Raw genomic sequence first — 21,786 nt, forward strand, 5'->3', positions numbered from 1 at the left:
GACGGGGACACAGGGAAGGGCGCCTCGTGTCCGGGATGGCGCGGGCAGGCCGCGGCGCCCCGGAACGGCGGGCGCGGAAACGTCAGCTGTGCCGGGCGGAGGGAGGTCCGCGGGTGTGCCGCGGGTCGTACGCGTCGCGCGGCGGAGCGCGCTCCTGACGTGGTCCGGCCGTCAGACCCCCACGCAGCGGGAGGGGCTGCACGGCGGTCACGGGAGCGCTCATCAGCGGAGGGGCGCCGGACAGCCGCACCGAGTGCTCGGCGGCCGCCTCGTGCTGCACCGCCTTCTCGGGCCCGGGCGGCGTCGGCGGGACTGCCCGTACCGTCTCGGCACCGCCCGCTCCGGCCCGGGCGACCGCGGGAAGCTGCTGCGCTGCCGCGGGCATCGCGCGGGCGGCGAGGCCGGGCGACGCGCTCTGTGGGCCAGGAGCCGTACCGGCGAGTGACAGGAGCAGCGACAGGACGCCGAGGAGCACGGACGGCAGGGCCGCCGCGAGGGCCCGGTGCGTGCGCTCGCGCATCCCCGCCCCCTCGCTGCTCATTCCGCTTGCCATGTGGCCTGCCGCGGCTCAGCGTAGGCGACACGGACGGGCCACGGGGGCCGGCACGTGCGACCGCCCGCCGGCCCGGGCGGCGAACGCGTCTGGACCGCTGCGACACGGCACGGCCAGGTTGGCTTACGATCACGGCGGGCGGCCGCGCTCTGGCGGTCGCCAGCCCCAACCCCTGGAGGTCACCGTGTTCGGGACGGTCCGCGGACACCGCACCCACCGAAGCAGCTTCCGCTTCCGCGTCACCGCAGGTGCCGCGGCGGCCGGCATGTTCCTCGCCGTCGGCTGTACCTCCTCCGACGACGGACCCGGTGAGGCGGCGGGGGGCGTCCCCGTGGTCGAGAAGGGCAAGCTGACCACCTGCACGCACCTGCCCTACCCGCCGTTCCAGTTCGAGCAGGACGGGAAGATCGTCGGCTTCGACGTCGCCCTGGTCGACCTCGTGGCCAAGAACCTCCAGGTGGAGCAGAAGATTCTCGACACCCCGTTCGAGAACTTCAAGACCGGTGCCTTCCTCAACTCCGGCGAGTGCGACCTCGCCGCTGCCGGTATGACGATCACCGACGAGCGCAAGAAGAACGTGGACTTCTCCGTCCCCTACTTCGACGCGACCCAGGCGCTGCTCGCGACGAAGAAGAGCGGCGTGAAGACGCTCGCCGACATCAAGTCGCAGAAGAAGAAGCTGGGCGCGCAGGCCGAGACCACCGGCGAGAGCTACGCCAAGAGTGAGGGCTTCGACCCCGTCGCCTTCGAAAGCTCCGACGCCGTCCTCAACGGCCTGCGCACCGGTCAGGTCGACGCCGTCGTCATCGACTACCCGGTCGTCCAGGGCTGGCTGAAGGACAAGGCGAACGCCGCCCAGTTCGTCCTCGGGGAGAACATCGAGACCGGTGAGCAGTACGGCTTCTCGGTGAAGAAGGGCAACGACAAGCTGCGTGCGGCGATCGACAAGGCGATCAAGGACGCCCGCGCCGACGGCACGTACGACAAGCTGTACGAGCAGTGGATCGGTCCGCTGCCCAAGGACGGCTCGTGACCTCACGTCTCACCCGGCGCCAGCGGCGCAGGGTCTCGCAGGGCATTCAGTACGCGCTGTTCGTCGCGGTCCTGGTCGTCATCGGTGTGCTGGCCGACTGGGACCGCCTGCAGAACCAGTTCGCGCAGAAGGCCCTCGCCGAGGAACTGTTCCCGGACATCATCACCATCGCGCTGCGCAACACGGTGGTCTACACCGTGTCGGGCTTCGTCTTCGGTCTGGTCCTCGGACTGGTCATCGCGCTGATGAGGCTCTCGTCCGTCGCCCCCTACCGGTGGGTGGCGGGCGTCTACATCGAGATCTTCCGCGGACTGCCCGCGCTGCTGATCTTCATCTTCGTCGGTGTCGCGGTCCCGCTCGCGTTCCCCGGCACGGAGATCCCGGGCGGTACGTACGGAAAGGTCGCCCTCGGCCTCGGCCTGGTCGCTGCCGCGTACATGGCGGAGACCATCCGGGCGGGCATCCAGGCGGTGCCCAAGGGACAGATGGAGGCGGCCCGTTCGCTGGGCTTCTCGCACGCCAGGGCCATGGTCTCCGTGATCATCCCGCAGGCGTTCCGCATCGTGATCCCGCCGCTGACCAACGAACTGGTGCTGCTGTTCAAGGACTCGTCGCTCGTGCTCTTCCTCGGCGTCACGCTGCAGGAACGAGAACTGACCAAGTTCGGCCGGGACCTGGCGAGCCAGACGGCCAACTCCACGCCGATCCTGGTCGCCGGCCTGTGCTATCTGCTGGTGACCGTGCCGCTGAGCTTCGTGGTGCGCCGCCTCGAAGCCCGCGCCGACAGGGCGAAGTGAGGATCGGATGCCCAAGAAGCCGACACAGGCGGGGAGCGGGAGCATGAACGCCACGGGCCGTCCCGAGATCGAGATCCGGGGGCTCCACAAGTCCTTCGGCGACAACGAGGTCCTGCGCGGCATCGACCTCGACATCGCGGCGGGCGAGGTGGTCTGCGTCATCGGCCCCTCGGGGTCCGGGAAGTCGACGCTGCTGCGCTGTGTGAACCTGCTGGAGGAGCCGACGAAGGGCCAGGTCTTCGTCGGCGGCACCGAGGTCACCGACCTCGATGTCGACATCGACGCGGTACGCCGCCGGATCGGCATGGTCTTCCAGCAGTTCAACCTCTTCCCGCACGTGAACGTGACGGAGAACCTGACGCTGCCCCAGCGGCGCGTACTGCGCCGGGACAAGGCGAAGGCCGCCGAGGTGGCGCGGCGCAACCTGGAGCGGGTCGGTCTCGCGGACAAGGCCGACGCGTATCCCGCGCAGCTGTCCGGCGGTCAGCAGCAGCGGGTGGCGATCGCCCGCGCGCTGGTCATGGACCCCGAGGTCATGCTCTTCGACGAGCCGACCTCGGCGCTCGACCCGGAACTGGTGGGCGACGTCCTCGCGGTCATGCGCCAGCTGGCCGCCGAGGGGATGACCATGATGGTCGTCACGCACGAGATGAGCTTCGCCCGGGAGGTCGCCGACCGGGTGGTCTTCATGGACGGCGGAGTGATCGTCGAACAGGGCCCGGCGGAGCAGGTCGTGGGGAACCCCCAGCACGAGCGGACGCGCAACTTCCTGATGCGGCTGCTCGATCCGGCGGCGGCCGAACAGCCCGGCGCCGAGGGAACGGCGGACGGTCCGGACAAGGAACGCTGACGCCCGGTCCGACGGACCGGACGGCCCCGGCCGGGAGGGGGATGCCCGGCCGGGGCCTTCGCGGTGGTCCGTTCTCCCGGTCAGCGTCCGGGGCACTCCTTCCACGCCAGGTGGTAGATCGTGCTGATGTCACCGTCCGTCGAATCCATGGTCATGTAGCTCGTCGCCGCGGGGGCCGACGCGCCCGCGCTGACGCGGAGCTCGGTGTTGATGTTGAAGTTCCGCTGCACCCCGCACGGCGCCCACACCAGCTGTGCCCAGTCGGTCTCGTCCGTGGCCTGCCAGTTGTCCTCGTACGGGCCCTGGAACGTGTGCGACCGCGAGGCGGTGCTCGGCGACCCCTGGAAGTAGTACGAGGCCTTCTCCGTACCGCTCGCGCCGGCCTGCAGCGAGGCGTAGCCGCGATAGTCGGCGCTGGCGACGGCGTAGGTGAAGCCATGGGGGACGTGGACGACGAGGTTGAGCTGACAGTTCTTGCGCGACGCGGTCGGCGAGGAGCCGCCGCCCACCTGGGCCAGGTAGTCGCTGTACGTCACGGTGAAGGCGGTGTTGTCCTCCGAGACGGCGACGGCGGCGGTGCCCAGGGGGCATCCCGAGCCGTTGACGGTCGCGACGTCGATGACGATCTTGTCGGGCGGCGGGTCGGTGATGCCCGACGGGCTGGCCTGCGCGGGCAGCGCGGAGGCGAACAGAGCAGCGACCGCTCCGCTCACCAGTAGACCGGCTTTCATGGTTCTCCCATCCATTGCTTTCGGTGCCGGGTGCCGGGCGCGCGCGAAGGCGCCCGGCGCGAGGTGGGGGGTGCGGCCGGCGGTGGTACGCGCCGACCGTCACGGACCAAGTGCGTTGGATCGAGCTGCGGTTCAGGGAACGCGTCGAACGGCGGCGAGACTGCCAGAAGTTGAAAAGTCATGCACATGACAGTCCGAGCCGGTACTGCACGGTCGGTGCGGACCGGGAGTGGTCGAATGGTACAAACCAGTGACAGGGGCGAACAGTCGAGGACCGGCCATTGAACGGGGTGCCGGATGGTCCGTTCGTGACCGGGTCCCGACTCTGCGGCCCGGCACGCCTCAGTCCAGCAGGCGCAACGCGGTGTCGCTCACGCCCACGTGTACGGACTGGCCCCAGATCACCTCCAGTGCGTCGGACTCCATGCCGTCGCCGAACACGACGAGCCGGTCCGACTCCACCGTGATCCGCAGCCGTTCCGCAGCGCTCAGCGCCCCGGCGACCCGCGCCGTGCCGGTGGCCGGCGACGGCCAGGCCTCCCGGACGAACCAGATCAGCCGGCGGTCCGCCGGTGACGGCAGCGCGAGGGTGCTGCACCGCTCCTGCCACACCGAGCGCAACCACCCCGTGGCGCCCGTGCCCGTGCCCACGAGCACGCCCGACGACGCCTGGGTCTCGGCACCCTCCGTGTCGCCGTCCGGGCCGAGCCGGTAACGGGCCGTCCGATGGCCGGGCCGCCCGAGGTAGATCTCGTTGAGGGCCACCAGGCGCTGGGTGTCGTCGGTGACCGCCTCCACCATCGTCAGGTCGTCCGTCCGGCGGCCCGGCAGCACCGCGGAGCGCAGCAGCCGGGCGGCGTCCGCTGCCCGGTGGCGCACCAGGACGCCCGGGTTGCGGCCCGGTTCGGTGTCGATGCCGATGACGGGCTGTCCTGCCAGGTACTTCGCCGTGTTGGCGACCAGCCCGTCCGGGCCCACGACGACCACCACGTCCTCGGGCGCGAACAGGAAGCGGTCCAGGTCCGATCGCTCGACCCGGGCGCGGCGCCACGGGAGCGGCACCGCCCCCGCGACGTCCGCCAGCGCCTGCCGCGTCCGCCGGTGCCGCTCGGCCACCTCCCGGATGCTCCGGCCGCGCGAGGAGAGGAAGAAGTCCGCCTGACCGTGCGTTCCGTGCCGGGCGAGCAGTTCTTCGTACTCAGTGGCGCGGTGGACGAGCACGGCACGCGGCGCGAGGCTCATGCCCCGGCCGCCGTACCGCCGACCCCCGGCCCCCCGGCGAGCCTGGCGAGCGCGGAGGTGACGACGTCGGGGGAGAGGGTGAGGCTCTCGATGCGCGGCAGGTTCTCGGCGAGGCGGGTCACCGCCAGCGCGTGCAGCGTCGAGGGGTCGACATCGGCGTGCACCCGCAGCCACGCGGCCTGGGCTTCGGCGCGCGCCGCGCCCACTTGCTGCGCCGCTTCGGCCTCCGCGCGCGCGAGCCGGACGGTGCGGGACGCCTCGGCGTCCGCCTTCACCGCGTCGGCGGCAGCGCTCTCCTCCGCCCGGCGTCGTGCGTTGGTGCCGTTCTGCTCGACCAATTGCTCCTCGCGGCGCGCCAGTTCGATCTTGCTGGCCAGTTCGTTCTCGGCGATGGCGCGCTCGCGCTCCACGGCCACGGCCCGGCGTTCGTACGTCGCGCGGTCGGCCTCCTGCTGGATCTGTTCGCGGGCGGGGGTGCGCAGCGCGCGCTCGACCTCGGGCTCGGGCCTGATCGCGACGACGCGGACCGCGACGACCTCGATGCCGGTCGCGGGCAGCCGGGGCTCGTCGGCGAAGCCCGCGCCGATGCGATCGCGTACCGAGGCGACACCGTCCGCGAGTGCGGACGCCAGTGAGGTGCGGGCCAGCACGTCCAGCGCGTGCTGCTGCGCGGTCTCGGTGAGCAGGTTCGCGATCTGCTCGAGCGGTGTGCCGCGCCAGGCGCCGGTGTCGGGGTCGACGGAGAAGTCGAGGCGGGCGGCGGCCGTGGCGGGGTCGTGGATCCGGTACGTCACCGTGGCCTGGACGCCCACGTCCTGGAAGTCCGAGGTGCGCGCGTGGAAGGACATCGCCAGTTCGCGGTCGTCGACGGGCACTTCCGACAGGGCGGCGGTCAGCGCCCGGAACCAGAAGCTCAGTCCCGGTCCCTCGTGGATGAGCCGGCCGCGCCTGTGGTGACGGATGTGCGCGGTAGGTGCGGCGCGCAGGTGGCGCCAGCCGAGGCGTGCGGTGATGTCGGCCATGGGAGTACCCCCTCTTTTCGTCACTGTGACGATAGTGGCTCGCGCCCTTATCGTCAACCAGACGAGATTGGGTTCTGGGTCGGTGCGGGACGATCCGGTGACCCGTGGCGCCCCGGCCGTTAGGCTGATCACCGATGTTCACCGCACACGGGCCCACCCTCAGGGAACTGGCCGTCCAGGCACTGTCCTCGACGCAGCGGGGCTACGACCTGCTCGCGCCGAAGTTCGACCTGACCCCCTTCCGGACCCCGGACCCGATCCTCGACTCTGTCGCGCGGTCCCTGCGGCCGCTCGGCCCGTTCGCCGCCGGCCTCGACATCTGCTGCGGCACCGGCGCGGGAACCGGGATGCTGCGCGCGCTGTGCACCGACCGCGTCACCGGTGTCGACTTCAGCGCCGGCATGCTCGACACCGCGCGCGCGACGACGGCCGCGAGCGGCCCGCCGGCCGTCTCCTGGGTGCGGGCGGACGTACGTGCTCTGCCCTTCGAGCGGGACTTCGACCTGGCCGTCAGCTTCGGCGCCTTCGGGCACTTCCTGCCCGAGGAGCGGCCCCTGCTCTTCGCCGGCGCTTACGCCGCCCTGCGGCCGGGCGGGCTCTTCGCCTTCCCGGTGCTCGCACCGCCGGGCCCCCGGACCCGGCTCTACTGGACGCTGCTCGCCTTCGACGTCGTCATGCGGGTACGCAATGCCCTGTGGCGGCCGCAGTTCATCATGTACTACCGCACCTTCCCGCTCTCAGGGGTGCTCGCCGACCTCGAACAGGCCGGTTTCGACGTCCGGTTGATCCCGCTCGTAGACCTCGGCCGGCTGCCCGGCGGCGCGCCGCGCGCCCGGCTCGTGGTCGCGCGGCGGCGCGACTGACGGGCCGCGGCGTACGAATGCCCTGCCGGGCTACGCGTCAGGTGAGGATGTGCACCCGCTGCGAGGTCAGCTCGTAGCGCGCGCCGACGACCGCCAGGGCGCCGGTGGCGATCCGGGCGGCGAGGTCCGGCTCCTCGGCCAGCCGGCGGGTGACCATGGCGACATTGCGGTCGATCGTGGAGTCGATCCGCGCATCGCCCTGCTGACTGTGGTCGATGGCCGGCCGTATGCGATCGGCTATGTACTGGATGTGGGCGGGCAGTTCCTCGCCCGTCTCCTCGGTCCGCACCGCCGCGCTCACCGCTCCGCACGCCTGGTGCCCGAGCACCACGACCAGCCGTGTGCCGAGCTCCAGGACGCCGTACGCCACGCTGCCGAGCACGGCCTCGTCCAGCACCTCGCCCGCGGCACGCACCGTCATCAGGTCGCCGAGACCCTGGTCGAATATCAGCTCAGGGGGTACCCGGGAGTCGATGCAGCCCAGGATCACGGCGAACGGGTGCTGCCCGCCGACCAGGGTCTCGCGCACGGCTCCGCTCTCGTGCGGGTGCTGCTGGTGGAAGGTCCGCCAACGGCGGTTGCCGGCGGCCAGTTCGCGCAGCGCGGCGGACGGCGTCGTGGGCCGCGGGCGTGGCGGCGCGGTGCGGGGCGCCGCGGACGCCGGTACGGCTCCGAGGGCCAGGCCTCCGGTGGCGAGCGCCCCACCGGCGACGGCAGCGCGCAGCAGGGTTCGGCGGCTCTCGCCCACCGGCTTGTCGGTCTGTCGGATGACTGTCACGCACGTGAACGTAGAGTGCCGACCCGGTCACGTGTTCGTCGCGTGAAGTTCTTTGCGCCTGCTTGGACAAACCTTGGCCGGTGCCGTAAGAGGCCGAGGGTTCGCCTATATGAATCGCGCGGGCATCGCGCCGGGCCGACCGGTCGGAGTGGCCGACTCCGGTCCGCTCCTGCCGCGATCCCTTCACCTCGTCGCAGGGAGCCCCGCGCCGGGAACCCGGGCGGGATCGCAGCCCCTCCGGGCACTCGGCCGCCGGGTCACACCAGCGGCTTCACCGACATCAGCAGATGACGGTGCGCGGGTGCCGGGGCCTTGTCGTCGGCAGACGCCAGGCCGGTCAGCAGGGCCCGCTGTCCCGGACCGAGCAGGTCGAAGCGGACCACGGGTGCGTCGAAGGACGACAGCGCGTCCACGAGATACGACGGGTTGAAGGCGACCGTCATCTCCGGTGTGCCCTCCAGCGTCGACGGCAGCCGCTGCGAGGCCACGTCGTCCTCGTACCCGGCGCGCAGACACACCCAGCCGTCCGAGAAGTCGAGCTGCAGCGGGCTGTCCCCCTCTGCGACGACGGCCACCCGCCTCGCCGCCTCCAGCAGCGTCTCGCGGTCGGTGACGGCGACGGCTGCCGGGGTGAGCCCGAACAATTTGTCGTGACGCGGCAGTTGCCCCTCCAGCAGCCGGGTCGTGATCCGCATGCCGCCGTTCTCGAAGCCGATCGAGCCCCTGTCGAAAGCGATCCGGACCATCCCCGAACGGGCAAGGGAGCGGGCGATGTGGGTGAGGCGGCGCGCCGAGACGACGGCCTCGCCGGACGTGTCCGGCGCCTGCGGCTTCCAGCCGAGCGTGCGCACCGCGTACCGGTACCGGTCGGTCGCGGCCAGCGTCATCGTCTCGCCGTCGAAGGCCACCCGGATGCCCGTGAGCACCGGCAGCGCGTCGTCACGACCCGCGGCGACCGCCACATGACCAACCGCCGCGGCGAACACCTCGGCGTCCACCACTCCGCGGAACTCCGGCAGCGCAGGAAGGGCCGGGTAGTCGTCGAACGGCAGTACCGACAACCCGAACCGCGCACCGTCGCTCACCACCGAGAACCGCGACCCGTCGACCGAGCACTCCACCGTGCCCGCGGGAAGCACCTTGCAGATGTCGACCAGTCTGCGCCCCATGACCAGCACCCGTCCCGGGCGCACCACGTCCGCCTCGACCTCGATGCGCGCCGACGCCTCGTAGTCCAGCCCCGAGATGCGCAGCGTCCCGGAGCCCGCGTCCAGGAGGAGGCCGCCGAGCACGGGAACCGGTGAACGGGCGGGCAGCACACGGGCCGCCCACGCGACCGCTTCGGCCAGCTCACTGCGTTCGATCCGGAACTCCATGCGAACCCTCTCCTCGTCGACGGCGACGCTTCGACGCTATCGGCCACCACTGACAACGCCCTTGTCACAGCGGCCTGGCAGGATCGTGGGCACCGGAAGAGGCGAGGGGCCTCGCGGGACGAACGGGTACAGGGGGGTGTCGTGGGCGACACGGAGGACGCCGGCGCGGCAGCGGGGACGACGGCACGGAATGCGGAGGAGCGCCCGCCGGACGGCCGGCGGAGCAGGTGGCCGCGCCGGCTGCTGTGGGCGGTGGTCGCCTTGCCCGTCGTCGTGGGCGGCCTGGTGGCCGGGTGGTTCGCGTGGGTGATGGTCTCGTTCATGGTCAGCGACGATCCCTTCGGCACGCATTCCACGATCAGCTGCTCGGCGGCGATGGAGTTCGCCCACGGCACGCTCCCGGAGAGGACCACCGACGAGGACTGCAGCGTCGACGACTGGATGGACGACGTGGTCCGGGGCACGTTCCGGATGCCGCGCGAGGACGTGGACGAGTGGCTGGCGTCGGCGTACCCGAATGCCCGGCCGCAGGAGCACTGCGCCGAGGACATCTGCATCGAGATCGGCGGGAGCGACGACCCCGCGGGACCGTTCGCCGACCCCACGCCCTCCGCCACGGCCGCCACCGCGACGCCGTCCGTCACGGCCGCCGTCCCCGGCGCATCGGCCACCGGTACAGGAACTGACGCCCCCACCGGCGCGGACGTCGTCCGGCTGACCGTGCGCCACGAGAACGGGACCACGGCGCTCGTCACCCTCGAGGCCTTCGATGCCTGAGCCCGGATCGGCAGTGCGCTCCTGGCGGCGCATCCGGCTGCCGCGCCGCGGGCGCGTGGTCGCCGCGTGCGCCGTCGTCACGGCGTTCCTGCTCACCTTCCACCGGGCCGTACCGAACACGCCCGGCCGGATCGGCAGTCTGCTGGAGACCTTCCTGCCCTGGCTCGGCCTCGCCGTGCCGGTGCTGCTCGTCCCCGCTCTGCTGCGGAGGTCGGTCACGGCCCTGGTCGCCCTCCTGCTGCCCACGGCCGCATGGCTCGGCCACTTCGGCCCGTTGCTGCTGCCCGCCGGCGACGAGTCCCACGACATCGTCGCGGTGCAGCACAACGTCAGCGATGTGAACGCCGACCCGGCAGGCACCGCGAGGGCGCTGCTGCGGGAGCGACCCGACATCGTCGCCCTGGAGGAGGTGACCCCCGAGGCGCTGCCCGTGTACGCGGAGTCGCTCGCGGCTCACTTTCCCCACCGCGCGGTGGTCGGCACCGTGGGCCTGTGGTCCGCCCATCCCCTCGACGACGTACGGCCGGTGGACATCAGGCCCCGTGGCATCGGGCCGGACTGGAACAGAGGGATGCGCGCCACCGTGCGGACCTCCGAGGGCGACGTCGCGGTCTACGTGGCCCACCTGCCCTCGGTGCGCCTCGGGGTGCCGCACGGGTTGGGCTCCGCCCGGCGGGACGAGAGCGCGGCCCTGCTGGCCAAGGCGATCGCCGCCGAGGAGGTGGACCGCGTGATCCTGCTCGGTGACCTCAACGCCACCGTCGACGACCGCGGCCTCGATCCGCTCGGCTCCCGGCTGCGCGTGGCGGGACCGGGCATGGCGTTCAGCTGGCCTGCGGCGTTCCCCGTGGCGAGGATCGACCAGATCATGGCCCGGTCCGCGACCGTCGTCGACGTCAGGTCGCTTCCCGCGACCGGCAGCGACCACCTGCCCCTCGTCGCCCGTATCAGGCTCTGACGGCGTCCGCCGCCCCGCCCGGCAGGGACGCGAGCCGGGCTGTCAGAAGAGCCGCCGGCCCCGTCCCGCCGTGCAGCGCCTCGATCCGGTGCACCGTGCGCGGCATCGTCACCGCGGCCCCCGCCACGCCGCACGCCCCTTCCAGCACGGAGCGCGGCAGGAGCGCGAGGCCGTGCCCGGCGGCGACCAGAGCGATCAGCCCGCGCACGTCGGTCCCCTCGTACCGCAGCGACACGGGGAACCCCTCGTACCCGCACAGGGTGCTCAACCGGTCGCGCCCCACCGCGATCTCCGGGGCGTCGATCCACCGAGCGTCGCCGAGATCGACGAGCCGGACGCCGTCACGGCCGGCCAGCGGATGCCCGGCGGGCAGCGCGACGGCCGACGGCTCCTCGGCGACACCCGTGGCCGTGAGCGGTCCCGCCTCCGGCAGGTACAGGGGATCGCTCGGTGCGGCCATGCCGTCGACCAGCGCGAGATCCAGCTCTCCGGTGGCGGCGTCCCGCACGGCCGCGGAGTGACTCGTGACCCGCACGGCGACCTCCAGCCCCGGCTGCTCGCAGCGCACTTCGGCGAGCGCCCGGCTCAGGCGTGACGACATGGCCAGCGGCGTGACCCCGAGCGTGAGCCGGCCGGCCGGCGCGGACAGCAGCCGGGCGATGTCGGCGCGTGCGGCGTCGAGCCGCAGGAGCAGCGGCCCCGCGTGCTCCAGCAGACGTGCCCCCGCCTCGGTGGGGACGACGGGTCGGCGCAGCAACAGCGGGGCGCCCAGATCGTGCTCCAGGGCGGCGATGTGCTGCGACACCGCGGACTGGGTGTAACCCAGTTCGCGCGCTGCGGCCGAGAACGAGCCGACACGGACCACGGTGACGAACGTGCGCAGCAGATGCGGATCCATGACCCATCAGTATCGCTGATGGAAGGGTCATGAATCATCGTTGGTGCTGAACGTGCCGGGCGGGCCAGGATGTTCTCATGTCCACTTCGTACCGCACCTCATCGGCCCGTCTCGCCCTCCTCGGCGACCGCTCGTCGGGCGTCCGCGCCCATGCCCGTATCCCCGCGCTGCTGCAGGCCCTCGCAGAGCGGGACCAACTGGTCCTGGACGCCTACTGGATCCCGACCCCGGACGCCGAACAGCCCGGCGCCCTCGACGGTTTCGACGCCGTCTGGCTCGTTCCGGGCAGCCCGTACGCCAGCGAGGCGGGCGCGATCGCTGCGGTGCGCACCGCGAGGGAGCGGGGCATCCCGTTCCTGGGGACGTGCGGGGGATTCCAGCACGCGGTGCTCGAGTACGCCCGGTCCGTGTGCTCCCTGAAGGACGCCGCCCACGCGGAGAACCGCCCCGGCGCCGAGGACCCGTTGATCGTCCCGCTCGCCTGCTCGCTGGTCGGACACGAGGGCGCGGTCGAGGTGGAGCGCGGCTCGCTGGCCGAACGCGTCCTCGGCGCCGGGCGGACCGTGGAGCGCTACCACTGCTCGTACGGCACGAGCCCGGCGTATCTCGACGTGCTGCGGGACCACGGCCTGCGCTTCAGCGGATGGGACGAGACCGGCGACGTCCGCATCGCGGAACTTCCGGGCCACCCCTTCTTCCTCGCCACGCTCTTCCAGCCCGAACTCGCAGGCGACGGCACGCGCCCGCACCCGGTCGTACGAGCCCTCGCCTTCGCGGCCGCGGAGCACGCGGGTCAGGGGACGTGACCTCGGGGTCGTCCGCGGGGTCGGTGTGTTCGGTGTGCGATCCGGGGTGCGATCGGGGCCAGGGTGGGCGCGGAGGAGCAGGAACAGGCCATGGGACACATCGGTGACAGCCGGGACCGGGCCGCGGAGAACGTCACCACGCGTCCGATCCCGGTGGGCGCACAGGCCCGTGTGCGGTTCCTCGTCAAGAGCGCCAAGGGCTCCACCAGAGCGGTCGCCGAACAGCTCGGCGTCTCCCAGCGCACGATCGAGCGGTACCTGAAGGGCCAGATCAAACGGCCGCGCAAGGAACTCGCGGACCGGATGGCCGCCGAGGTGCGCCGCCTGTGGCAGCCGCGGGTGAAGCAGCGTGCGCGCCGGCAGGCCGCGACGGACCGCGGGCTGGTGATCGAGACCCGGGCCCGCTTCGGATTCACGGCGGCGCCCGGCAGCACCGACGACAGCCGCATCCGCCGCATCCGCCGCATCACCCAGCACCTGCCCCCCGACTACGCGGCCCGCCTGTTCGCTGCCCAGGACGCGGGCGCGGGGGAACGGCAGTTGCAGCAGATCGCGGCGGAGGGGCTCCAGGAGATCTACTTCAAGGACCGCGGCCGCCGCGCGGAGCACCTGCAGGTGGAGTTCACCGACATCGACTACGTCGAGACCGACTACAGCTGACCCGTTCCGGCGCCGGCGCGGCGTCGTTGTGACCGGGGTATCGTCGGGGCGGCGAGGGGGAAACACATGACTTCGGGGACGACGGACACTGCGGGCATGGCGAGCACGTTCTCCATCGGAGGCGAATTCCGGGTCGCCCGGCTCGGGTTCGGTGCCATGCGCCTGCCGACCGAGCCCGGCTCCGCGCGGGCAGCCGCCATCGCGGTTGCCCGGCGCGCCGTGGAACTGGGCGTCACGTTGATCGACACTGCCCATCCGTACGGATGGGGCGCGAACGAGGAACTCCTGGCCGAGGCCCTGCATCCGTACCCGGACGACCTGTTGATCACCACCAAGGTCGGCGTCACCCGGACCGGGCCGGAAGGGTGGGCGTACGACGCACGACCGGAGAGCCTGCGCGAGCAGGTCGAGCAGGGCCTGCGCCGGCTCCGGACCGAGCGCGTCGGCCTCCTCCAACTGCACAGGATCGACCCGAAGGTTCCGATCGCCGAACAGGTCGGTGCCCTCCGCGAACTCCAACGGGAAGGCAAGATCGGGCACATCGGGCTGTCCGAGGTCACCCCCGCGCAACTCGCCGAGGCTCGGCGGACCGCCGGGATCGCGAGCGTACAGAACCGCTACAACCTCCTCGACCGGGACCACGAGCCGGTTCTGGAAGCATGCGAGGCCGCCGGCATCGCCTTTCTTCCGTGGCGCCCCGTCGCCGCGGCAGCCGACTTCGACCGGGCATCCGCGCACGCCACCGTTGCCACGGTCGCCGTCGAGCTCGGCGCCACCGCCCCCCAGGTCATGCTTGCCTGGCTGCTGGCACGTTCCCCAGTCCTCCTGCCGATCCCCGGTACCGGGTCGCTCGCTCATCTGGAGGACAATGTCGCTGCGGCAGGCCTCCGGCTCACCGACTCCCAGCGGCAGCGCCTCGACCGTACGGCCCTGCCTGCCTGACGCGCCGACCACCGTTCGGCGCGTCACCTGAGTGACCCCATGCCGTCAGGCCGCAGCGACAGCGGCCGATGCGGTGACCGTCAGCCCCTGAGCCGCGCTTCGGCCGGCCGGACCGGCCAAGAGGAGTCACAGCCGTTCACGACGCCAGATCGAGCGTGCCGCAACGGCAGGCGCGTTGCGCGGGCCGCACGGACGCGGCAGTCCTCCTCCTGGGCCGTCCGTACAGCAGCACGGAAAGACCGGCTCCCAGCGCGCCGCCGACGAGCTGCGCGGCGACGAATCCGCCCAGCGACGACGGTGCGATGCCCGTGAAGGAGTCCGAGAGTGATCTGCCCACGGTGGCAGCCGGGTTGGCGAACGAGCCGGACGAGGTGAACCAGATCGCCGCGGCGATGTACGCGGCGACCCCGACGGGCGCGAACCGGGCACGGCCCGTCCGCCGCAGTCCCGTGATCAGCAGCACGAGTCCCGCCGTGGCGACGGTCTCGCCGAGGAGCAGGTGCCACTCCGATCGCGTGTGCGTGGACCACACCCCGGGCCGCCGGCCGAACATGACGTCCGCCAGGACGGCGCCCGAGGCCGCGCCCGCCAGCTGCGCCGCGAGATAGGCCAGCGCCTCCCGGCCGGCCGTACGGCCCCGCCGTCCCTCGTACCACCAGGTGCACAGGGTGACCACCGGGTTGAGATGGGCACCGGAGACGGGGGACAGGAGGGCGATCAGCAGACCGAGTCCGATCGCGGACGCCAGCGAGTTGGCCAGCAGTGCGGTCCCCGGATCCGGGCTGAGCCCCGCGGCCCGGATCCCGGAGCCGACGACGACGGTCACGAGTGCGGCGGTGCCGACAAGTTCGGCCACCGCCCGGCGCGGCAGCGCCGCCTGTGCAGTCACGATCCTTCTCCCCACCCCATGTCGTTTTACGGAAAGTGTATTCCGAAAGGCGGAATGCTTGAGAGGTGGGTCGGCTTGCCGCGGCCGGCCGCCGCGCCTCGCGGAACGCCCGGACGCGTGATGGCGCCCCAGGCCGCCCCGTACCGCCGTGAAGATCCTGCGCGTCCGCTGCCCGCGCGGCAGCTGCCGCAACGCCACGGTGGGCGGGCGCCAGTTCTGACGGCCGTCAACCCGTCCCAGAGAGCTACAGCCGAACGGGGCAGCCGACACGCGCCGGGGGCGGGCCGCTCCGCGCGACGGACCGGCACCGTTACCACCATGGAGGCAACCTCGGAGGACGGACGGCCATCTTCCCCCAGTGCAACGGGCGCAACGCCGCAGCCCGCCCGCATCACAGCGCATGGAGTGAGATGACAACGGTCCATACTTCGGTCGTCGTGCCGTGCTTCAACGAGAGCGAGGTCATCGAGGAGTTCCACAAGGCCCTCGTCGTCGCTCTGGAGCCGACCGGGACGACCTTCGAGATCTGCTACGTCGACGACGGCAGCGACGACCGGACCCGGGTGCACCTCAAGGACCTGGCCGCCGCGGACGCCCGCGTGCGGTACACCTCCTTCAGCCGGAACTTCGGCAAGGAAGCCGCGATGCTCGCCGGACTGCGCATGGCGCAGGGCGATGTCGTCGTCCTCATGGACGCCGATCTCCAGCACCCGCCCGAGCTGATCCCGCGGATGCTCGAACTGCACCGTCACGGCTACGACCAGGTCGTCGCCCAGCGCGACCGCACCGGCGAGGGCGTGGTCCGCACCGCGCTCAGCCAGGCGTACTACCGCCTCGTGCGCCGGTTCATGGATGTCGAAATCGTCGACGGGGCAGGCGACTTCCGGCTGCTCTCGCGCCGCGCGGTCGGCGCGATCCTGTCCCTGCCGGAGTCCAACCGCTTCTCCAAGGGACTCTTCTCCTGGATCGGATTCGACACCGTCAGCTTCACCTACACCAATGTGCAGCGCGCCGCCGGCCGGTCCAAGTGGGGCGGCCGGCGGCTGCTGAACTACGGCATCGACGGCCTGCTCTCCTTCAACAGCCGCCCGCTGCGCCTCGCGATCCACACCGGCCTGTGGCTGCTGCTCTCGGCCCTCGCGTACGCGGCCTGGATCGTCGGCAACTCCCTGGTCAACGGCGTCGACACGCCCGGCTACGCCACGCTGATCACCGCGATCGTCGGACTCGGCGGCATCCAGCTCGTCACGCTCGGGGTGATCGGCGAGTACGTGGGCCGGATCTACCACGAGGCCAAGCGGCGGCCCCACTACGTGATCCGCGAGACCGACGAGACGGCCACCGCGCGGCAGGAGGCGTCCGTCAGGGAAGCCGCTTCGAGTAAGTGACCTTCTCCAGGTGGTAGTAGTCGGCGACGCACTGCGCGGGCCACACCCGGCGCCCGTTGTTGCTGAACGGCTCCAGCATCCTCGCCACCGACACCGGCGTGTACGGGAGTTCCGTCTCGCCCCGCGCGGCGCCCGCACGCAGCGAGAGGTCCTGGCGGTCCCACCGCTCGGCCCGCACCTGCATGTCGTGGCCGAGGGAGACGAGGGGGGCCACGAGCCCGAGCACGGCCGCGGCGCACAGCGCCGCGGCCGTGGCCGTCGCGGCGCCCGGACGGTAGCGCCGCAGCCTGCGGCCGAGGACTGCGCCTGCGGTCACCAGCAGCACGATGTACAGCAGCAGATAGTCGTTCCAGGTCCGCTCCGTGGTCACCACCTGCGCTCCGAACACCGGATAGGTGATGACGGTGCACAGGTAGCCCGAGACCAGGAACGCGAGGGCGCCCAGCGCGAGGAGCGGCAGCGGCCGCCACGGGAGGAGGAACGACCGCCGGTCGGACCGGTGGCTGCGTGCCACGAGTCCCAGCAGCACACCCGCGGCCACCGCGCCCACGTACTGCCAGGTCGAGAACACCGTGGCCAGGATGTGCGCGAAGCCGCGCAGGGAGCCCAGCAGTGATTCGGGGGCCAGCATGGACGTGCTCTCGGCGCCGTACCGCTCACGCCGGTTGCGCGACCCCGGCGACGTCACCAGCAGCAGCGTGCCGGCGCCGACACCGGCCATGCCCGCGAGCGACCAGAGGCGGGCGAACCGCCGAGCGCCGGGCGTGAAGAGGGACGAAGCGAACAGCACGGCGCCGGACAGCACGACCAGGGCGACGACCGACGCCTCCTCCGACAGCGTTCCCATGAACACGCCCGCGACCGCCACCGTCACCACGGCGGCGACACGCCCGGCGCGGCTTCGGGCCCGCAGCAGAGGCAGCGCGGCGGCGCACGCCAGGACCGGCGCCAGGGTGTGCGAGACCGACGCGGCGGGCCAGTAGAACGTCTTGTACGTGTTCGGCGTGGCGAACAGGAACACCGCCATGACCATGGCGGCCACGAGCAGCGGCACACCACGCGGAACGGACTGGCCCGTCCTGCGCAGCACCTGCGCGGTCAGGGCCCACAGCAGCCCCAGCATCAGGACGCCGCTGACCAGGCCGAACCACTGGTGCCCTGCGACGGGGAACTTGGCGTACAGACCCACCATCAGGCCGTTGCCCAGACGCCCGTTGTCGGTGTACCAGAACTTGCCGATCAGGCCCGAGACGCCGTGGTCGCGGACCACGGGGAGGAAGCACCACTCGTCGGCGCTGGGCCGCACATGGCGTCCGAACCACGATGCCAGCCCGAGCAGACCGAGCGGCAGCGCGGCCAGGGCGAACGGCCAGGCGGCCCACCAGGACGCCCGCGCACGCCGAGGGCCGTTCCGCCGCTCCGGAGCGCCGAGCCCGCCCGGTTCTCGCGCGACGGTGACGCCGGATGCGTCGACGGCCATATCATCCCTGCCCTTCGGAAAACTGATGGTCCGGCATCCAAGAGGTGAATCCCGGGTGCGCCGTTCCATCTTCCGCCGGGCAAGATCGGCGGGCCGCCACGACAGGCCCGGCCAGGCGTCGAGCCGGGTCCGCCGCCGGCTCAGCGGCAGGCGTACACGAACCGCGCCGACGCCGTGTGCCGTGACGGCGAGACGATGCGCAGCTCGGCGCGCGCCCGGTACTCGCCGCGGCCGTGGAAGGTCCACAGCAGGTGCAGCGTCGCCTGCTTCTGCCCTCGCGCCACCTTCTCGTGGAGGGGCTGCGACGCCGTGCCGTCGCTGCGCACCCAGCGGTAGGTGAGGGTCCCGGGCCTGCCGTCGGTCCTCACCACGGCCACGACATCGGCGGTGCCGTCGCAACCGGGCCCCTCGGCCGGCGTTTGGACGGCGACACCGCGTATGCCGACACCGGGACCGTACTGCCAGGCCAGGAACGCGAGCGCGGCCAGCAGCACGACGGCGAACAGCGCCCAGCCGCGGAGCCGGCGGCCGTGGCGGCGCGCACGGCCACCGGCCGGTGGCCGGCCGGCGAGGGCGCCGTGCCACACGTCGACCGCCGTCGCGTCGCCGCCGGCGCGCCGTACGGCCGCGGTCACCCCGGGCCCGAACCGCAGGACGTCGCCCTCGATCCGGTCCGGCGCGGCGTCCGGCGTCCGGCGGCCGAGCACGGCGGTGGGTGTGCCGGGGGCGTCCTGGCTCTCCGGGCGCGTGAACCAGTGGCTGCCGAGGACGGTCCCGCTGTACTCGTCGGCTCCGGCGCCGTCCTGCCCCTCGCCGGAGCGGGGGCCGAGCTGACCGTTCATGCGACCGGGCACCCCCTTCTGGTCAGGAGCTGCCGGGTGGACGTGCCGTTCGCGGCACCCGGGGCCGTGGACGCCTGGACACCCCAGTAGCAGCCCTGGCCCTGGAACGTGTGGGTGAGCGGGAGGGTGTACCGCGTGGCGCCGCTGCGCTCGAACGTCTGCGTGCCGTCCGGCGCGCCGGGCTGTCCCATGGTGTCGCCGGCGTTCCAGGACACGACGATCGTGACCGGACCCGTGCCGTCCGTGGCGACGTCGACGGAGGCGGCTCCGGTCGTCGTGCCGGTCTGGCGGAAGCTCGTGACGGAGACGGACCGTACCGACACCGGGGCGGACGTCGGCGTCGTCGGCTCGGGGGACGGCTCCGTGGACGGTTCGGTGGTCGGCCACGTGGTGGGCCCGGCCGTCATCGGCGGGGCACTCGTCGTGGGGGAGCCGGTGGGGCCGGGCGCGGGGCTACCCGATGGGGAGGGCGAAGGCGTTGCGGCCGGTGGCGACGGTGCCGGACCGACGGACCCCTCGGGCCCCGGGGCCGGCGTGTCGGGCACGCCGGGAAGCGCGCTCGTGGTGGCCACGGCCTCGGCGGCGGCCCGGCCTCCCTCGTCGGTGCCCGCCCGTGCGGCGACGGCGACGAGGGCGGCGACCACGGCCGCGACGATCCCCGCAAGTACCCGGCGCAGGCCGGGAGTCAGCCATCCGCCGGGCCCCGCGCCTAGGGAGGTCGTCGCCACCGCGGTGGTCCCGGCCCCGCTGCCCCCGGCCGACGGGAACAGCAGAGGCAGCAGCGCGGCGAGCGCCGCCAGCCGGCGCCGTCCGCGCTCTTCCCAGCCGGGCCCGTACGCAGCCCCGGCGATCTCGTCCAGCTCGGCCACGAACGCCGCCGCGTTCTGCGGACGGTCCTCGGGCGCCTTCGCCAGCCCTCGCCGGATCAGCGGCCTGACTGCCTCGGGTGTGTCGTCCTCGGGGACCGGCGCGCCGATGTGCTGAAGGGCCAGCTCGGCGAAGTTCTCGCCGGGGTAGGGCTTGCGGCCGGTCAGGCACTCGTAGAAGGTCGCGGTCGCCGCGTAGACGTCGGCCGCGGGCGAGGCCGGCTCACCGTGCCACTGCTCCGGTGCCATGTACGCCGGAGTGCCTGCCACGCCCGGGGTGCTGCCACGGCCCGCCGCGATGCCGAAGTCCACCAGCCTGGACGTGCCGTCGGCCGAGACCAGCACGTTCTCCGGCTTGTAGTCACGGTGCACGACACCGGCGCCGTGGGCGGCGGCGAGTCCGAGAAGGGACCCCTTGAGCACCACCAGGGCCGCCTCCGGACCGGTCGCTCCCTCGCGGGCGAGCAGCGACCGCAGGGCGATTCCGTCGATCAGCTCCATGACGATCGCGGCACCGTGCGGCGCCTCGACGTATTCGTAGAGCCGCACGACATACGGCGAGTCCAGTGCGCCGAGCACTCGCGCCTCCGCCCGGAACTCGCGGACGAAAGCCGCGTCGCCGCGCAGCCGTTCCCCCAGGTACTTCACCGCGACCGGCACGCCGGTGGCGTCATGGACGGCGAGGACGACACGCCCGCCGGCCCCCGATCCGAGTTCCCGGGACTCGGTGTATCCCGGCACCGACCACACGCTCATCGCGTCCCCCTGTCTGGCGGACGTCCCCGCCGGTGCCGTCGTCGTCGGCTCCGGCTCACGGACTGTCCTCAGCACAGACACATTTCCCTCACGGCTGGTTCCCGCAGGGATCGGGACAAGATCTTCTGGCGCGTCCGGCTCCCGCTGCTGCGGCCCACCCTCGCCATCGCCGTCCTCTTCCGCATCCTCCAGGCCTTCGGCATCTTCGACCTGCCGTTCGTCCTGACCGGCGGCGGACCGGGCGACGCCACGCAGTCGCTGGCGCTGCTGGGATGGCAGGTCATGTTCCAGAACCTCAGTTTCGGCCCAGGAGCCGCCGTCGCCGCCTCCACAGCGGCGCTCGTATTCGCCGGCTGTCTCGTCTTCCTGCGGGCCTTCCGTACCCAGGTCGGCGAAGCGGAGGAGACCGCATGAACACGATCCGACGGCGCCCGCGGCCGACCTGGACGCATGCCGCGGCCCTGCTGATCGCCGCCTTCGTCGCGGCCCCGCTGTACTGGATGTTCGCCGGGTCGGTGAAGTCCCGCACGGAGATCGCCGCCGACCCGCCGACGCCGTGGCCGCAGGACCTGACGTGGGAGAACTACGAAGAGGCGTTCGGCCGCTACGACTTCGGCACCTACATGGCCAACTCGGTGATCGTGTCCGTGATCGCCACCGTGATGGTCCTGGCCCTCGCCACGTTCGCCGGATACGCGCTCGCACGGCTGCCGGTGCGCGGAAAGACGCCCATCATGGTCGCCCTCCTGATGATCTCGCTGTTCCCGACGATCGCGCTGGCCGCACCGCTGTACCTGCTGATGCGCGAGACGGGCATGCTCAACAGCCACCAGGGCCTGATCGTCGTCTAGGTCGCCCTCAACGTGCCCTTCGCCATCTGGATCCTGCGGAACTACTTCCTGTCCGTTCCCAAGGAGATGGAGGAGGTCGCCTGGATGGACGGCGCCTCCCCGGTCCGTACCACCGTCTCGGTGACCCTGCCGCAGGCCACGCCGGGCGTGTTCACGGCCGGCGTGTTCACCTTCACGGCGTGCTGGACGGAGTTCCTGATAGCCGTCACGCTGAACAGTGCTGACGCCTACCGCACGATCCCCGTCGGCATGGCCCTGTTTGGCGACCAGTACGACGTCCCCTACGGCACGATCTTCGCCGCCGCGACCGTATCCGTCCTGCCCATCGCCCTGTTGGTCCTCGTCTTCCGCAAGGCCGTCGTGTCCGGCCTGACCTCCGGCGCCGTCAAGGGCTGACCCGGCCACGGCACACCGCCGCAACGAAAGGC

Annotated in this window: 24 protein-coding genes; 13 read left to right on the top strand and 11 right to left on the bottom strand. The window is 72.2% G+C overall.

From position 1 onward, the window contains the following. Window positions 1-82 precede the first annotated feature (82 nt). Complete coding sequence (locus tag ACWD0A_RS06985; RefSeq protein ID WP_451295355.1) at window positions 83-541, bottom strand: hypothetical protein; 459 nt, start codon at window positions 539-541, stop codon at window positions 83-85. Between the two features lie 277 nt (window positions 542-818). Between ACWD0A_RS06985 and ACWD0A_RS06990 the strand changes: the two genes are divergently transcribed. Genes ACWD0A_RS06990 through ACWD0A_RS07000 form a run of 3 tightly spaced genes read left to right on the top strand, consistent with a single transcriptional unit; the run spans window position 819 to window position 3,233 of the window. Next, window positions 819-1,586, top strand: a complete 768-nt coding sequence (locus tag ACWD0A_RS06990) for an ABC transporter substrate-binding protein (protein ID WP_451295551.1) — start codon at window positions 819-821, stop codon at window positions 1,584-1,586. Further along, entirely contained in the window at window positions 1,553-2,383 is an 831-nt protein-coding gene (locus ACWD0A_RS06995) for an amino acid ABC transporter permease (RefSeq protein WP_451295357.1), read from the top strand. Before ACWD0A_RS06990 ends, ACWD0A_RS06995 begins: the two co-directional genes overlap by 34 nt. A gap of 43 nt (window positions 2,384-2,426) precedes the next feature. Further along, entirely contained in the window at window positions 2,427-3,233 is an 807-nt protein-coding gene (locus ACWD0A_RS07000; protein WP_451295359.1) for an amino acid ABC transporter ATP-binding protein, read from the top strand. A gap of 80 nt (window positions 3,234-3,313) precedes the next feature. On the opposite strand, the gene ACWD0A_RS07005 is transcribed toward ACWD0A_RS07000, so the two are convergent. The 3 genes from ACWD0A_RS07005 to ACWD0A_RS07015 form a co-directional block, all read right to left on the bottom strand. Next, entirely contained in the window at window positions 3,314-3,964 is a 651-nt protein-coding gene (locus ACWD0A_RS07005; protein ID WP_451295361.1) for a DUF4360 domain-containing protein, read from the bottom strand. Between the two features lie 342 nt (window positions 3,965-4,306). Further along, entirely contained in the window at window positions 4,307-5,206 is a 900-nt protein-coding gene (locus ACWD0A_RS07010; protein WP_451295363.1) for a hypothetical protein, read from the bottom strand. Continuing rightward, complete coding sequence (locus ACWD0A_RS07015) at window positions 5,203-6,228, bottom strand: SPFH domain-containing protein (RefSeq protein WP_451295365.1); 1,026 nt, start codon at window positions 6,226-6,228, stop codon at window positions 5,203-5,205. Before ACWD0A_RS07015 ends, ACWD0A_RS07010 begins: the two co-directional genes overlap by 4 nt. Before the next feature lie 134 nt (window positions 6,229-6,362). On the opposite strand from ACWD0A_RS07015, the gene ACWD0A_RS07020 reads away from it, so the two are divergent. Continuing rightward, complete coding sequence (locus tag ACWD0A_RS07020; protein ID WP_451295367.1) at window positions 6,363-7,091, top strand: class I SAM-dependent methyltransferase; 729 nt, start codon at window positions 6,363-6,365, stop codon at window positions 7,089-7,091. A 37-nt stretch (window positions 7,092-7,128) separates the two neighbouring features. Here ACWD0A_RS07020 and ACWD0A_RS07025 read toward each other — a convergent pair whose 3' ends face one another. Then, window positions 7,129-7,869 (bottom strand): carbonic anhydrase, encoded by a 741-nt coding sequence (locus ACWD0A_RS07025; RefSeq protein WP_451295369.1) that lies wholly within the window; start codon window positions 7,867-7,869, stop codon window positions 7,129-7,131. A 257-nt stretch (window positions 7,870-8,126) separates the two neighbouring features. Further along, the gene (dnaN, locus tag ACWD0A_RS07030) at window positions 8,127-9,245 is read right to left on the bottom strand and encodes a DNA polymerase III subunit beta (RefSeq protein WP_451295371.1); all 1,119 of its coding nucleotides are present in this window, start codon (window positions 9,243-9,245) and stop codon (window positions 8,127-8,129) included. Window positions 9,246-9,386: 141 nt separating this feature from the next. Between dnaN and ACWD0A_RS07035 the strand changes: the two genes are divergently transcribed. Both ACWD0A_RS07035 and ACWD0A_RS07040 read left to right on the top strand, forming a co-directional pair. Continuing rightward, on the top strand, window positions 9,387-10,022 hold the full coding sequence (locus tag ACWD0A_RS07035) for a hypothetical protein (protein ID WP_451295373.1): 636 nt from the start codon (window positions 9,387-9,389) through the stop codon (window positions 10,020-10,022). Beyond that, entirely contained in the window at window positions 10,015-10,980 is a 966-nt protein-coding gene (locus ACWD0A_RS07040) for an endonuclease/exonuclease/phosphatase family protein (RefSeq protein WP_451295375.1), read from the top strand. Before ACWD0A_RS07035 ends, ACWD0A_RS07040 begins: the two co-directional genes overlap by 8 nt. On the opposite strand, the gene ACWD0A_RS07045 is transcribed toward ACWD0A_RS07040, so the two are convergent. Next, entirely contained in the window at window positions 10,970-11,878 is a 909-nt protein-coding gene (locus ACWD0A_RS07045; RefSeq protein WP_451295377.1) for a LysR family transcriptional regulator, read from the bottom strand. The two genes, ACWD0A_RS07040 and ACWD0A_RS07045, sit on opposite strands and share 11 nt — an antisense overlap. 77 nt (window positions 11,879-11,955) lie before the next feature. On the opposite strand from ACWD0A_RS07045, the gene ACWD0A_RS07050 reads away from it, so the two are divergent. The 3 genes from ACWD0A_RS07050 to ACWD0A_RS07060 all read left to right on the top strand — a co-directional run bounded on the left by ACWD0A_RS07050 (window position 11,956) and on the right by ACWD0A_RS07060 (window position 14,286). Next, complete coding sequence (locus ACWD0A_RS07050) at window positions 11,956-12,684, top strand: CTP synthase C-terminal region-related (seleno)protein (RefSeq protein WP_451295379.1); 729 nt, start codon at window positions 11,956-11,958, stop codon at window positions 12,682-12,684. A 90-nt stretch (window positions 12,685-12,774) separates the two neighbouring features. Beyond that, window positions 12,775-13,344: a telomere-protecting terminal protein Tpg gene (tpg, locus tag ACWD0A_RS07055; protein WP_451295381.1), complete on the top strand. Its 570-nt coding sequence runs from the start codon at window positions 12,775-12,777 to the stop codon at window positions 13,342-13,344. A 96-nt stretch (window positions 13,345-13,440) separates the two neighbouring features. Further along, window positions 13,441-14,286 carry an aldo/keto reductase gene (locus ACWD0A_RS07060; protein WP_451295383.1) on the top strand — a complete coding sequence of 282 codons (846 nt, stop codon included), beginning with the start codon at window positions 13,441-13,443 and terminating at the stop codon, window positions 14,284-14,286. Between the two features lie 136 nt (window positions 14,287-14,422). On the opposite strand, the gene ACWD0A_RS07065 is transcribed toward ACWD0A_RS07060, so the two are convergent. Further along, window positions 14,423-15,175 carry an aquaporin gene (locus ACWD0A_RS07065; protein WP_451295385.1) on the bottom strand — a complete coding sequence of 251 codons (753 nt, stop codon included), beginning with the start codon at window positions 15,173-15,175 and terminating at the stop codon, window positions 14,423-14,425. Window positions 15,176-15,585: 410 nt separating this feature from the next. On the opposite strand from ACWD0A_RS07065, the gene ACWD0A_RS07070 reads away from it, so the two are divergent. Beyond that, complete coding sequence (locus ACWD0A_RS07070; protein WP_451295387.1) at window positions 15,586-16,563, top strand: glycosyltransferase family 2 protein; 978 nt, start codon at window positions 15,586-15,588, stop codon at window positions 16,561-16,563. On the opposite strand, the gene ACWD0A_RS07075 is transcribed toward ACWD0A_RS07070, so the two are convergent. The 3 genes from ACWD0A_RS07075 to ACWD0A_RS07085 form a co-directional block, all read right to left on the bottom strand. Continuing rightward, window positions 16,538-18,043 carry a DUF6056 family protein gene (locus tag ACWD0A_RS07075; RefSeq protein ID WP_451295389.1) on the bottom strand — a complete coding sequence of 502 codons (1,506 nt, stop codon included), beginning with the start codon at window positions 18,041-18,043 and terminating at the stop codon, window positions 16,538-16,540. The two genes, ACWD0A_RS07070 and ACWD0A_RS07075, sit on opposite strands and share 26 nt — an antisense overlap. Window positions 18,044-18,183: 140 nt before the next feature. Then, on the bottom strand, window positions 18,184-18,885 hold the full coding sequence (locus tag ACWD0A_RS07080; RefSeq protein ID WP_451295390.1) for a hypothetical protein: 702 nt from the start codon (window positions 18,883-18,885) through the stop codon (window positions 18,184-18,186). Beyond that, window positions 18,882-20,507, bottom strand: a complete 1,626-nt coding sequence (locus ACWD0A_RS07085; RefSeq protein ID WP_451295392.1) for a protein kinase domain-containing protein — start codon at window positions 20,505-20,507, stop codon at window positions 18,882-18,884. The genes ACWD0A_RS07080 and ACWD0A_RS07085 overlap by 4 nt, the downstream gene beginning before the upstream one ends. 282 nt (window positions 20,508-20,789) lie before the next feature. On the opposite strand from ACWD0A_RS07085, the gene ACWD0A_RS07090 reads away from it, so the two are divergent. From ACWD0A_RS07090 to ACWD0A_RS07100, 3 genes are read left to right on the top strand one after another with little or no spacing between them, the layout of a single operon-like run. Further along, on the top strand, window positions 20,790-20,921 hold the full coding sequence (locus tag ACWD0A_RS07090) for a hypothetical protein (protein WP_451295394.1): 132 nt from the start codon (window positions 20,790-20,792) through the stop codon (window positions 20,919-20,921). Continuing rightward, window positions 20,918-21,358 (top strand): carbohydrate ABC transporter permease, encoded by a 441-nt coding sequence (locus tag ACWD0A_RS07095; protein ID WP_451295396.1) that lies wholly within the window; start codon window positions 20,918-20,920, stop codon window positions 21,356-21,358. Before ACWD0A_RS07090 ends, ACWD0A_RS07095 begins: the two co-directional genes overlap by 4 nt. A gap of 12 nt (window positions 21,359-21,370) precedes the next feature. Continuing rightward, window positions 21,371-21,754 (top strand): carbohydrate ABC transporter permease, encoded by a 384-nt coding sequence (locus ACWD0A_RS07100; protein WP_451295398.1) that lies wholly within the window; start codon window positions 21,371-21,373, stop codon window positions 21,752-21,754. The last annotated feature ends 32 nt before the right edge of the window (window positions 21,755-21,786 follow it).

Source organism: Streptomyces sp. NPDC002867 (assembly GCF_053591895.1).